Annotated in this window: 8 protein-coding genes and 1 pseudogene; 5 read left to right on the top strand and 4 right to left on the bottom strand. The window is 70.0% G+C overall.

Annotation, left to right across the window (positions count from 1 at the left end; all coding sequences use genetic code 11):
• Complete coding sequence (gene eno, locus K6T50_RS02560; RefSeq protein ID WP_222607866.1) at positions 1-1,212, top strand: phosphopyruvate hydratase; 1,212 nt, start codon at positions 1-3, stop codon at positions 1,210-1,212.
• Entirely contained in the window at positions 1,209-1,985 is a 777-nt protein-coding gene (gene rpsB, locus K6T50_RS02555) for a 30S ribosomal protein S2 (protein ID WP_222607865.1), read from the top strand. Before eno ends, rpsB begins: the two co-directional genes overlap by 4 nt.
• Before the next feature lie 188 nt (positions 1,986-2,173).
• Here the strand turns inward: rpsB and K6T50_RS02550 are convergent, their stop codons facing one another.
• Complete coding sequence (locus tag K6T50_RS02550; protein WP_222607864.1) at positions 2,174-2,521, bottom strand: hypothetical protein; 348 nt, start codon at positions 2,519-2,521, stop codon at positions 2,174-2,176.
• Between the two features lie 358 nt (positions 2,522-2,879).
• Between K6T50_RS02550 and mvk the strand changes: the two genes are divergently transcribed.
• Both mvk and K6T50_RS02540 read left to right on the top strand, forming a co-directional pair.
• The gene (mvk, locus tag K6T50_RS02545) at positions 2,880-3,896 is read left to right on the top strand and encodes a mevalonate kinase (RefSeq protein ID WP_222607863.1); all 1,017 of its coding nucleotides are present in this window, start codon (positions 2,880-2,882) and stop codon (positions 3,894-3,896) included.
• Positions 3,897-4,643, top strand: coding sequence for an isopentenyl phosphate kinase (locus K6T50_RS02540; protein WP_222607862.1), 747 nt, complete (start codon positions 3,897-3,899; stop codon positions 4,641-4,643).
• 25 nt (positions 4,644-4,668) lie between these two features.
• Here the strand turns inward: K6T50_RS02540 and K6T50_RS02535 are convergent, their stop codons facing one another.
• From K6T50_RS02535 to K6T50_RS02525, 3 genes are all read right to left on the bottom strand, one after another.
• Positions 4,669-6,213, bottom strand: coding sequence for an ATP-binding protein (locus tag K6T50_RS02535; RefSeq protein WP_222607861.1), 1,545 nt, complete (start codon positions 6,211-6,213; stop codon positions 4,669-4,671).
• Positions 6,214-6,320: 107 nt separating this feature from the next.
• The gene (locus K6T50_RS02530) at positions 6,321-7,304 is read right to left on the bottom strand and encodes a DMT family transporter (RefSeq protein WP_222607860.1); all 984 of its coding nucleotides are present in this window, start codon (positions 7,302-7,304) and stop codon (positions 6,321-6,323) included.
• Positions 7,305-7,317: 13 nt separating this feature from the next.
• Positions 7,318-8,190 carry an MBL fold metallo-hydrolase gene (locus tag K6T50_RS02525; protein WP_222607859.1) on the bottom strand — a complete coding sequence of 291 codons (873 nt, stop codon included), beginning with the start codon at positions 8,188-8,190 and terminating at the stop codon, positions 7,318-7,320.
• A gap of 132 nt (positions 8,191-8,322) precedes the next feature.
• Here K6T50_RS02525 and K6T50_RS02520 point away from each other — a divergent pair.
• Positions 8,323-12,822 (top strand): annotated as a pseudogene (locus K6T50_RS02520) (ATP-dependent helicase); the annotation flags it as partial.
• Positions 12,823-12,922: the final 100 nt, after the last annotated feature.

Raw genomic sequence — 12,922 nt, 5'->3', positions numbered from 1 at the left:
GTGACGCTGATCGAGTCGGTGTCGCTGCGGCGCGTGCTCGACTCGCGGGGCAACCCGACCGTCGAGGCGGACGTGCTCACCCAGTCGGGCGGCTTCGGCCGCGCGGCGGCGCCCTCCGGGGCGTCGACGGGCGAGTACGAGGCGATCGAGCTCCCGCCCAAGGAGGCGATCGCTAGGGCCCGCGAGCACGCGGTCCCGCGGCTCGTCGGCTCGGTCCACGCGGGCAACCAGCGCGACGTGGACGCGGCGCTGCACGGCGCCGACGGCACCGAGGACTTCTCGGAGATCGGCGCGAACAGCGCCGTCGCGATCAGCATGGCGGCGTCGAAGGCCGGCGCCGACGTGCTGGGCGCGCCGCTGTTCCAGCACCTCGGCGGCACCTTCCGGGACGCGGACCGGTCGTTCCCGATCCCGCTGGGGAACGTCGTGGGTGGCGGCGAGCACGCCGCCGACGCGACGCACATCCAGGAGTTCCTCTCGGCGCCCGTGGGCGCCCCCTCCGTCGCGGAGGCGGTGTTCGCCAACGCGGACGTTCACGCTGCGGTCGCCGACATCCTCGACGACCGCGGCGTCGCCGCCGCGAAGGGCGACGAGGGCGCGTGGGCGCCGGCGGTCTCCGACGCCGAGGCGTTCGAGATCGTCGACGAGGCGACCTCCCGCGTGGAGGACGCGCTCGGCTTCGAGATCAGATTCGGCCTCGACGTGGCCGCCTCCGAGCTGTACGACGCCGACGCCGGCGTCTACCGCTACGGCGACACGGAGCGGACCTCGGCCGAGCAGGTCGACTACATGGCCGAGCTGGTCGACGAGTACGACCTCGCGTACGTCGAGGACCCCCTCGACGAGGACGACTACGACGGGTTCGCCGAGCTCACGGAGAAGGTCGGCGACCGCACGCTGATCTGCGGCGACGACCTGTTCGTGACGAACGTCGAGCGCCTCTCGCGGGGGATCGACGAGGGCGCGGCCAACAGCATCCTGATCAAGCCGAACCAGATCGGGACGCTGTCGGACGCGTTCGACGCCGTCGAGCTGGCCCAGCGCAACGGGCTGGACGCGGTCGTCTCCCACCGCTCGGGCGAGACCGAGGACACGACCATCGCACACCTCGCCGTCGCGACCGGCGCCTCGTTCATCAAGACGGGGACGGTCGGCGGCGAGCGCACCGCAAAGCTGAACGAACTCATCCGCATCGCGGAGGAGGCAGTATGAGCGAATCCGAGAACGACGCAGACACCGAAGAGGCGCCCGACGCCGAGGAGGAGGTCGCAGAGACCGCCGCGGCCGAGGAGTCGCCCGACGAGACAGACGCACAGCCCGAGGAGACCGAGGGGGCCGAGGGGGCCGCCGACGAGGAGGCGGACGCCGGTCCGCGCTTCGACGAGGACGTCATGCCCGACGACGAGGCCGACCTCCTCATCCCCGTCGAGGACTACCTCTCCGCCGGCGTCCACATCGGGACCCAGCAGAAGACCAAGGACATGGAGCGGTTCATCCACCGCGTCCGCGACGACGGCCTGTACGTGCTCGACGTGAGCAAGACGGACGGCCGCATCCGCACCGCGGCCTCGTTCCTGGCGAACTACGACCCCGAGCAGGTGCTCGTCACCTCCTCGCGCCAGTACGGTCGCTTCCCGGCAGAGAAGTTCGCCGACGCGATCGGCGCGCGCGCCCGCACCGGGCGCTTCATTCCGGGGACGCTGACGAACCCCCAGTACGCCGGCTACATCGAGCCGGACGTGGTGGTCGTCACCGACCCCATCGGCGACGCGCAGGCGGTCAAGGAGGCTATCACGGTCGGCATCCCCGTCATCGCGATGTGCGACTCGAACAACCAGGTCTCCAACGTCGACCTCGTCATCCCGACGAACAACAAGGGTCGCCGCGCCCTGTCGGTCGTCTACTGGCTGCTCGCCAACGAGACGCTCGACAACCGCGGCGCCGAGCCCGGCTACGCCCTCGAGGACTTCGAGGCCGAGCTGTAAGCCGGCGGCTGGATTTCGCGATCACTCCTTTGTCTTCACGCCCGCCAGCGGCGGCGCCGTCCCCCGCCGGTGCGTCGATGCGTCCTGGCGCCGTCGCTCCCCATCGGTGCACCGTCGCGTCGTGGCGAAGTCGACCGACGCCGTCGCTCGCGGGTTGAACTCGGAATCGGAACGAGCGAGCGCGGTGTCTACTGGGAGATCATCCGTTCGGCCTCCTCGATCGACGACGCACGACGGTCGGCGCCGCCGACGGCGTCGTCGTCGTCGCCGACGCGGACGACCGCGGTCGCGCCCGCCATGCGCAGGAACGTCTCCCACTCGCCGAGCGCGGCGAGGGCGGTCCCGCGGGCGGTGAACTCGCGAACGTCGACGACGACACCGAACTCGGCGTCGCAGTCCTCGGCGACGTGGCGCGCACGCGCCATCGCGGTGACGACGTCCGCGGCCTCGAACTCCCCCGAGAGCTCGACCCGCAAGCACGTGCCGTCCCGACTTCGGTCCACGTTCGGGGCGGCGTTCGGCGTCGTCGAACTCATGCGATCCGCTGGCACGGCCGCCCACATAATTCCAGCGCCCATAGTATCGAACGAGATAATCGGGGCGACTCGCGTGCGGCCGATCGGGTCGGGACGGCCGTCGTGTCGAAGTCGCCACCGCGGAGCCGATCGGACCGGATCGCGGTCGCGACGGCGTGCGTTCCCTCTTTCCCCGGGTCGCGTGTCCGCGGTTTCGAGCGTGGCCGGACGGGCGCCGCCGAAGGGCGGTTCCCCCGCACCACAGTTCGACACGGGAGGGCGTCTCATATAATCGTACCGCAGCGCGTATCGAAGTCGAGAGCGGGGTTCGCCGGCGGGAGTCGAAACGGCTGTTAGGCGCGGGGTGTTGGTCGCGGGTATGACAACCTGCAGCGCGCCGGGGAAGGTGTACCTCTTCGGCGAGCACGCGGTCGTGTACGGCGAGCCCGCGGTGCCGTGTGCGGTCGAGCGCCGCGCGCGGGTGACCGTCGAGCCGCGCGAGGACGGCCGCGTCCGCGTCGACGCGGCGGACCTCTCGCTGGACGGCTTCACCGTCACCTGGGGCGGGAGCATCGACGACCGACCCGACATCGACGCCCCGGCGCCGCTGGTCGAGGCGGCGATGGAGTACATCGAGGCGGCGGTCCGACAGGCGCGCGAGGCCGCGGACCGTCCCGACGCCGGCTTCGACATCACCGTCGAGTCGGCGATCCCGTTGGGCGCGGGACTGGGGTCCTCGGCGGCCGTCGTCGTCGCCGGCATCGACGCGGCGACGCGCGCCCTCGGGACCGAACTCGACCCCGAGGAGGTCGCCCGGCGCGCCTACGAGGCGGAGTACGAGGTGCAGGAGGGCCAGGCCTCCCGCGCGGACACGTTCTGTTCCGCCATGGGCGGGGCCGTCCGCGTCGAGGGGGACGACACGCGGACGATCGACGCCCCGCCGCTGCCGTTCGTCGTCGGCTACGACGGCGGCGCCGGCGACACCGGCGAACTCGTCGCGGGGGTTCGCGCGCTTCGGGAGGAGCACGCGTTCGCCGCCGACACCGTCGAGACGGTCGGCGACCTCACCCGGGAGGGCGAGCGGCTCCTGTCGGATGCCGACCCCGAACGCGAGCCCGGCGACGACCTGCTCGCCGATCTGGGCGAGCTGATGAACTTCAACCACGGGCTGCTGGAGGCGCTCGGCGTCTCGGCCCGCTCGCTGGACGCGATGGTGTGGGCCGCCCGGGACGCGGGCGCCGCCGGCGCGAAGCTCACCGGCGCGGGCGGCGGCGGCTGCATCGTCGCGCTCGATCCGACCGACGAGACGCAGCACGCGCTCGGCTACACCGCCGAGTGCGAGCAGTCGTTCCGCGCCGAGTTGGCGACCGAGGGCGTCCGCGTGGAGGCGGCGTAGATGGTCACAATCGTAAAGCTCGGCGGGTCGGTCATCACCGAGAAGGACCGGCCGGAGACGCTCGACGGCGAGGCGCTCGCTGCGCTGGCGGAGGCGATCGCGGCCGCCCTCGACGACGGTGCCGTCGAGGACCTCGTGGTCGTCCACGGCGGCGGCTCATTCGGCCACCACCACGCCGCCGAACACGGCGTGAGCGCGAGCGAGGGCATCCGCGACGTTGGCGGCATCATGGCCGTCCACGGCGCGATGAAGACGCTGAACCAGTTCGTCCTCTCGCGGCTGGATAGCGAAAACGTGCCCGCGGTCCCGGTGCACCCGTTCTCGGCGGCCGCCCGCGACGCGGACGGCGACCTCACGCTGATGACCGAGCAGGTCGCGACGATGGTCGACGAGGGGTTCGTGCCGGTGCTCCACGGCGACGGCGTCGTCCACGCCGGCGAGGGCGTCACCGTCCTCTCGGGCGACGAACTCGTCACGGAACTGGCGAGCGCGCTCGACGCGGACCGCGTGGGGCTCTGCTCGACGGTTCCGGGCGTTCTCGACGGCGACGACGAGGTGATCCCCCACATCGACGACTTCGACGAGGTCGCCGACGCGCTCGGGGCCAGCGATTCGACTGACGTGACCGGGGGGATGGCCGCGAAGGTGCGGGAGCTGCTCGCGCTCGGCTCGCCGGCGTACGTGTTCGGTCCCGACGCCGTCGGGACGTTCCTCGCGGGCGGGGACGCCGGGACGCGGATCGGGTGAGTCAGCGGGACGCGGATCGGGCGAGTCAGGCGCCGTCCGCGCCGTCCGACCCGACTTTTTCGGGGGTTCCGTCGTCCGCGACGGCGTCACGCTCGGCCTCGGGATACGGGAACGTCAGCGTGACCTCGTTGCCGCCGTCGTCGGTCCGGTCGAACGAGACCTCCCCGCCCGAGTGTTTCATCGCCCACTGAACGATCCACAGCCCCAGGCCGGCGGTGTGGTTGAGGTGGTCGATCGACCGGCGACCGGTCAGCACCTCGACCTCGAACGCCGGGATCTCCGGCGCCCCGTCGCGGACGCACAGCCGCGCCTCGTCGTCCCCGTCCTCGAGCGTGACCGTCACCTCCGGGGTGCCGTCGGCGTGGTCGAACGCGTTGCCGAGGAGCTGGTCGACCGCGCGGTCGACGCTCTCGGTAGCGAGCCCGACGACGCCGTCGTCGAGGGCGGCGTCGATCTCGGCGTCCGGTCGACGGGTCCGGGCCGCCTCGATCCGGTGGCGAACGAGGCACGTGAGGTCCGTCGGCGTCGGGTCCGGGTCCCCGAGCATCATCCCGAGGATCGTCTGCTGGTTGTCGACGGTGTCGGTCAGCGCCGCGGCGGCCTCGGCGATCCGCTCGACGTTGTTCGTGACGCGGCCGCCCCGACGGATGCGGTCGCACCGACCCAGGATCACGTTCAGCTTGTTCCGGAGCGTGTGCCGGACGACGTGGTGGGTGATCTCCAGTTGGCGCTCGCGGTCCTTTCGGGCGGTTATCTCCTGGGAGATGCCGATCAGGCCGGCGACCTCGCCGTCGCCGTCGGTCCACGGCACCTTCGAGGTCCGGAACCACCGGTCGGCCGACGCGTAGTGCTCCTCCTTGTTCACGATCGGCGTTCCGGTCTCGATCACGCGCAGGTCGTCCTCGTACGGCTCGCGCGCGTCCGACTCCGGAACGACGCCGTCGATGTCGCGTCGGCCGAGGTACTCCTCGCCGAACCGGTGGATCCGCCTGTCGACGGGCGCCTCGCTCACCATCACGTGTCGCGCCTCCCCGTCCTTGACGTACGAGTGCAGCGGGATCTCGGTGAAGAGTCGGTCGAACAGGGTCGCCTTCAGGGCGTCGAGCGAGCGCCTGTCCCGGGGAAGCCCGTCGGCGACCGTCGGGCCGTCGTCGCCGGGGACGACGGACGTGACTGCCGCCGCGAGGCGGGCGGGATCGGACCGATCTCGGTCGGTGCGTTCGTCCTCGTCACGGTCGGCGGCGAAGACATCCGCGAACGGCGTCGAGACGGCGCCCGCGGGCACCGATCCGTCGCTCGCGTCGACGACGAGCACGACGGGCGGCGGGGCCGTCAGCGTGGACAGCCGCCGATGGAGGTCGACCGCGGTGCCGTCGGCGAGCGTGAACGCGGTGACGATGCAATCGATCGCGTCGAGGTCGCGATCGAGGGTGGCGGCGATCGAGTCGACGGTCGCGACGGACGACGACTCGGGGAGGGCACGTTCGAGAGCTGACGACGGACCCACCCGGCTCGCGTCCGCTCCGACCGCGAGGACCGCGAGCGCGCGATCGGCGGGCGTCCCGTACATACCGAGAACTGACAGTACGAACGGATTAACCCTCCGTTTCGCCATGAGTCCTCACTCAGCCAACAAGTCGCCGACGGCGTCGAGTCCGTGGATCCGAGCCGACGAACTCACCCGAACTGTCGCCGGAGCGCCCCCCGGATCGGCGCGCGCTGGACCAGGACGAACGCGGCGAAGATGCAGCCGAACCCCCATGCGGTGTTGGCCGCGAGCGTCTCGCCGAGCACGAGGAACCCGAACAGCGCGGCGAAGGGCGGGATGGCGTACTCCAACAGCCCCGCCCGGATCGGGCCGAGCCGGTCGAGCAGTCGGAAGTACAACAGGAACCCGCCGGCGCCGGGGACGACCGCGAGGTACGCGAGCCACGCCAGCCCGGTCGTCGACGGGTCGAGCGCGGCGGGCGACTGGCCGACGACCGCGGCGGCGACGTGGAGCAACACCGCGCCGACGACGGCCATCCACGCCTGCAACGCGAGCGGCCCCAGCGTCGCGTCGTCCTCGCGGGTCGTCACCGCGCCCGCGACCCACGCGACGGCCGACCCGAACACGAACAGCGCGCCGAGGTTCGCGGCCGATCCGCCGACGAGGACCGCCCCCAGCCCCGTACCTGCTCCGCCCACGAGCAGGCCGTCGCCGCGTGCGAGCACCGCCTCGACCGCGAGTCGACCGGCGTCGGGGTCGGCGATCAGGAGGAGCCCGGCGAAGCCGACGAGCAGGCCGACGGCGCCGACGGCGTCGATCCGCTCGTCCGGCCGGACCGCGCGGGCGGCGACGGGCGTGAGCACGGGGATCAGCCCGAGCAGCGTCGCCGCGACGGCGCTGGGGACGTACTGCTGTCCGGTGAACAACAGCGCGTGGTGGAGGCCGATGCTGAACGTCCCTCCGGCGAGGATCGGCGCGAGGTCTCCCCACCCCGTCGGCCTGAACCGCCCGCCCGAGGCGACCGCGACGGCGACGAGGACCGCGGCGGCGATGTCGAAGCGTAGCGCCGCGAGCAATACGGGCGGGAACTCCGCGAGCGCAGCCTTCGTCGCGACGAACGCCGTGCCCCACAGCGCCGCGAGCGTGAGGAACCCGAGCGCGTCGCGGTTCACCGCGTGCCCTCGCTCACAGCTCGAACCTGAGCCCGTCGCGTGCGACCCGCACGTCGCCGTCGAAGTGGCGGCCGATCGATTCGAGCATCTCCTCGTGGCGACCCTCGGTGTGGGGGTACAGGTGCGTGAGGTAGACGCGGTCGATGTCGCGGCCGGCGAGCGCCTCGCCCAACTGCGTCGGCGTCGGGTGGTTGTCCACGTCGACCTCGTCGGGGAACGAGCAGTCGTGCGCGAGCACGCGCGCCCCCTCGGCGAAGTTCGCGAGCCCCGCGAACGCCTCGGAGTCGCCCGAGAAGACGAAGTCGCCGCCGGCGGCGTCGTCGGTCGTATCTTCCGCCGCATCCGGGTCCGTGTCGCCGTCCGTCGGGTCGTCGTCCGTCGCCTCGGCGTCGCCCCCGTCGTCAGCGGTGTCCGCTTCGCCGCCCCGATCCGCGAACCGGTAGGCGAGACACTGCTTGGAGTGGCGGGTCTCGAACGCCTCGATGTCCAGGCCGGCCAGCGAGAACTCGGCGCCGGGGTGGACCTCGCGGACGCTCAGGTCCGCGCGGCCGTCGAGGTACTCGTAGGCGCCGACCGACAGCAGGTCGTCGAGCAGCGCCTTCGTGCCGGGCGGGCCGACGACGTGGAGGCGCTCCTCGCCGGCGAGCCAGCGCGCCTTCAGCAGCGCGAGGAGGTCGGAGACGTGGTCGAGGTGGTGATGCGTCAACAGGACCGTCGAGACGGCCTCGTAGCCGGGGTCGGTCTGGGAGAGCCGGTGGACGATCCCGGCGCCGCAGTCGACCAGCAGCGGGCGTCGGTCGCCCGGCGCGGACTCCACGAGCAGGCCGGTCTGGACGCGGTCGGCGACGGGCATCGCCGAGCCGGTCCCGAGGAACGTGACGCGCATGGTCGTGGGTCCGCGTCGGTCGGGGAAGGGGTTGCGGTTCGGGCGGACGACGCACCGTATCGCTCGGGCGGCGTCGCTCGCGCGCCCCTGACCCCCACAACCCACTTACCGCCGCGGCCCCTGGCGATCGCAATGACCGACGGTCGGGAGCTGCTCGCCGCGACCGACGCCGACTACGATTTCGATCCCGAAACCGTCGAGATCGCCGACGGCGACGTGCTCGACCGGCTGGAACCGAGCGTTCGCGAGTGGTGGGTCGACCAGTTCGGCCCGTACGTCGGGGGCAACGGCGGCTTCTTCACGCCGCCACAGCGCGAGGCGATCCCCCTCATTGACGACCGCGAGAACTGTCTGGTCGCGTCGCCGACGGGGAGCGGGAAGTGCGTGCGGCCCGACACTCCGATGGTCGTCACAGCTGCTGGTGAGGCGAGGGTGATACGCGCCGAGGAGTTGAAGCAGCGGCGGACTGACAAACTCGCCGACGTGGAAGAGACGGGTGAGCTCTACGATAGTGACGTTTCGGCGTACTCCCTACACGGTGACGACGTCGAAACGAGGGACTCCTTCGTATACACGGAGCAGTACGACGGCGAGCTCAGGCGGATCGAGACGGTGTACGGACGCGAAGTCGAGGTGACTCCGGATCACCCGTTGCTCATGGAGCGTCCAGACGGGAGAGAGTGGGTCAGTGCCTCGGATGTCTCCGAGGGCGACCGGATCGGCGTTCCGAAACGGATCGATCTCCCCTCCCAAACGATCGAACCGGATCGAGCAGCCGCGATCGAACGGCTTCGTGAGCGATTTTCGAGGGTTCTCACGGGATCGGATGCGGACCGGATCCTATCGGCGCTCTCGGCCGCTGACGATACTGCCGACGTATCCGAGGAGGAACTCAGAGACTCGCTGGCCCTCGCAGAGCTATCGATGGAGGATGTCTCCAAGCGCCTCGGGGTCAGCATTGCCACAGTGTACAATCTCGTGACTGGGCGCTCGGATCACCGGTCGACGGAGTTTGTGAATCTCCTGAAAAGAGAGGCCGAGTCGCTCGACGAGCGCGAGATTCTCACGAAGAAAGGGAACGGCACCGTTGAGCGGTTCCGTTCGCCGCGAACGGTCGATGAGGACATCGCGACGTTCGCCGCGTTCGTGCTCGCGGAGGGACTCATCGGCGAGTACGAACGCAACGAGAGCGTGATGATTGCACAGAGCGTCCGTGACGGTGTGCTGGACACCGTCCGAGAGACCGTCCGGGATCGGTTCGATCTGGAGGTTCGTCACCACGACGGTCCGAACTACACGGTCGGCGGGAGCGCGTTCGCAGTCTTCCTCTCAACGTATCTCAGTATCGACCCGGGACGCGGGCGTCAGGTACGGTTCCCGGATTGGGTATTGAACGCTCCTGACGACGTGAAACGGGCGTTCGTATCGACATTCCTGTCCTTAGAGTCGGAGGTTCGTGAGAACGAAGTTCGCGTTACCCAAGCGAACGAGATCAAGATCGAACAGCTGAACGCCCTCTTCCTCTCGTTCGGGATCACTTGTTCCCGCAGATCGATGCAGAAGTCGGCGACGAACACCGAAGACGCGACCGAACGTATCTACTTCGAACTCGCGGTGAGAGGCAAGCCGAACCTCCGGAAGCTGTGCGCTGAGTTCGATGTACAGCACCAGAACTGGGACTCTCTCGTGACGTATACTGACGGGGGAAGTTCGGGTACGTGGACGGACAAGTACGCCTTCGACTACCGGGACATCAGACGGCTCTCTCGATACTTTGAGGACGATGAGGCGTTCGACGACGCGCTCGGTAACGTATACGAAGTCGTCAGACGGAGCGGTTACGCGACAGGACGTGCACTGGCGGCCCTCGAAGAGGTCCTGTCTGATCTTCCTACGGACCCCTTTACGACCGAACTCGCTTCCAAGGTAAACCGACGGCGGGACGAGAACGTCATGTGGCTCGAGGTGACCGATACCGGAACCGTTTCATACAGCGGTGAAATCGTCGATCTCAGCGTTCCGGATACGCACAACTTTGTCGGGGGTCGAGGTGCGATGTATCTCCACAATACGCTCGCGAGCTTCACCGCGATCCTCAACGACCTCTTTCGCCGCGAACGCGAGGCGGAGGAGGGCCTCGACGACGGCGTCTACTGCCTGTACGTCTCGCCGCTGAAGTCGCTCGCGAACGACATCACCCGCAACCTCGCGGAGCCGATCGAGGGGATCACGGCGAACCTCGCTGACCGCGGCCACGACACCGGGATCCGCCAGGCGATCCGCCACGGCGACACCCCCGACGGGGAGCGCCGGGCGATGCTGGAGTCGCCGCCGCACGTCCTCAACACGACGCCGGAGACGCTCGCCATCCTGCTGAACTCCCCGAAGTTCAAGGAGACGCTCCGCAGCGTCGAGTACGTCGTCGTCGACGAGATCCACTCGCTCGCGGACAACAAGCGCGGCACCCACCTCGCGGTCTCGCTGGAGCGGCTCGAACGGCTGTGTGAGGGGTCGCCGACGCGGATCGGCTGCTCGGCGACGATCGAGCCGCTGTCGACGATGGCGACGTTCCTGGTTGGCGGGCAGGCGGGGGACGGCGAGGTCGACGCCGCCGGCGACGGCACGATCGACGCGGCAGACGGGACAGACGGCGACGAGTGGAAACCACGCGACTGCGAGATCGTCGACACGCGGTTCGTCCGCGACTTCGACCTCCGGCTCGAGTGCCCGACCGACGACCTGATCGACACGCCCCGCGACGTGGTCAACGAGCGCTTCTACGACCGCCTCCGCGAGCTGATCGACGGCCACGAGAACACCCTCGTGTTCACGAACACGCGCTCGGGCGCCGAGCGTGTACTGACGAACCTCCGCGAGCGCTACGGCTACGACGAGGCCGACTCGGGCTGTCACCACGGCTCGATGTCGAAGGAGCACCGCGAGGCGGTCGAGGAGAAGCTGAAGTCCGGCGACGTGGACGTGGTCACCACCTCCACGTCGCTGGAGCTGGGGATCGACATGCCGCACGTCGACCTCGTGGTACAGGTCGGCTCCCCGAAGTCGGTCGCCTCGCTGCTCCAGCGGGTCGGTCGCGCGGGCCACCGCCTCGGGCGGACCGTCGAGGGCCGGGTGATCGCGCTCGACCGCGACGAACTCGTCGAGTGTGCGGTGATGCTCCGCAAGGCCGAGGAGGGGTTCGTCGACCGCGTGTTCGTCCCCGAGAACGCCCAGGACGTGGCCGCCCAGCAGGTGTACGGCATGGCGATCAACGGCGTGAAGCGGGAGGCGGACGTGCGCGACACGCTTCGGTCGGCGTACCCGTACCGGAACTACTCCGACGCCGAGTGGGAGCAGCTCCGGCGGTATCTCACGGCCGACTACGAGGGGATGGAGGAGCGGAACGCGTACGCGAAGGTGTGGCGCGACACCAACGACCCGCCCGACGGCGAGCACCACTATGAGGAGTTCGACGTTGGCGAGCCGCTGATCGGGAAGCGAGGCCGGCTGGCGCGCGTCATCTACATGACGAACATCGGCACGATCCCGGACTCGTTCACGATCGACGTGTTCGTCCGCGGCGGCGACGAGTGGGTCGGGCAACTCGACGAGGGCTACCTCGACACGCTGGAGCCCGGCGACGTGTTCCAACTCGGCGGGTCGACGTACCAGTACAGCTACCGCCGGGGCTCGAAGGTGTACGTCGACCCGTCGAGCCAGCGGCCGACGGTTCCCTCGTGGTTCTCCGAGCGGCTCCCGCTCAGCTACGACCTCGGCCGGGAGATCCTGGCGTTCCAAGCGGAGGTGACGGACCGGCTCGGCGCCGGCGGACCGGCGGACGCGCGCCGGTGGCTCAGGCGGCTCCCGCTCGACGAGAACGCCGTGCGCGCGATCACCCGGATGTTCGACGAGCAGCGCCGGTATCTCGGCCCGGAGGGGGTGTCGACGCCCGACCGGCTCGTCGTCGAGCAGGTGCTCGACCGAACCGAGTACCGCCGCCACTACCACGTCCACAGCGCCTACGGCCGGGAGTTCAACGACGGCCTCTCGCGGCTCGTCGCGTACCGTTGCTCGCGGCGGGCGAACGCGAACGTCCAGGTCGCCGTCGCCGACAACGGCTTCACCGTCACGATGCCGCTGAACCGGAAGGTGGACGTGGCGGACGTGATCGCCTCGATCGACTCCGAGGAGGCGTACCCGGACTTCCGGTCGGCGCTCCGGGGGACCGACCTGCTGAAGCGCTACTTCCGCATCAACGCGACGCGGTCGCTGATGATCCTGAAGCGGTACAAAGGGTACGAGAAGTCCGCCGCCCAACAGCAGGTGTCCGCGGAGATGCTCGTCTCCTTCGCCGAGGGCCTCGACTCGTTCGCGGTGCTGGAGGAGACGTACCGCGAGATCGTCGAGGACAAGCTGAACCTCTCGGGGATCCGCGAGGTGCTCGCGGCGATCCGGGCCGGCGAGATCGAGGTGGTCCGCCACGAGGTCGACGCGCCCTCGCCGCGGGCGTTCGGGCTGGCGACGCTGTCGGCCAGCGACACGGTGCTCGCCGAGGACGAGGACGCGGCGCTGGCGGAGTTCCACGCCCGCGTGATGGAGGAGTTGGACGACGAAACGGCCGACGCCGAGGGGGTCGACGACGGGGGCGACGGGTACGACGGCGTCGACCTCGGGGGCGTGCTCGCCGATTCGGAGACGCCGACCGACTCCGGTCGCGACTGAGCGACCCGCGGCC

This window comes from Halobaculum magnesiiphilum (genome assembly GCF_019823105.1).
Classification (GTDB): Archaea; Halobacteriota; Halobacteria; order Halobacteriales; family Haloferacaceae; genus Halobaculum; species Halobaculum magnesiiphilum.
The sequence above is the reverse complement of the archived record's forward strand: the minus strand, read 5'-3'. Positions and strand labels throughout refer to the sequence as shown.

Excerpts from the sequence above, each read along its gene's own strand:
- rpsB (WP_222607865.1), top strand. The coding sequence starts at position 1,209 with ATGAGCGAATCCGAGAACGACGCAGACACCGAAGAGGCGCCCGACGCC.
- K6T50_RS02550 (WP_222607864.1), bottom strand. The coding sequence starts at position 2,521 with ATGAGTTCGACGACGCCGAACGCCGCCCCGAACGTGGACCGAAGTCGG.
- mvk (WP_222607863.1), top strand. The coding sequence starts at position 2,880 with ATGACAACCTGCAGCGCGCCGGGGAAGGTGTACCTCTTCGGCGAGCAC.
- K6T50_RS02540 (WP_222607862.1), top strand. The coding sequence starts at position 3,897 with ATGGTCACAATCGTAAAGCTCGGCGGGTCGGTCATCACCGAGAAGGAC.
- K6T50_RS02535 (WP_222607861.1), bottom strand. The coding sequence starts at position 6,213 with ATGTACGGGACGCCCGCCGATCGCGCGCTCGCGGTCCTCGCGGTCGGA.
- K6T50_RS02525 (WP_222607859.1), bottom strand. The coding sequence starts at position 8,190 with ATGCGCGTCACGTTCCTCGGGACCGGCTCGGCGATGCCCGTCGCCGAC.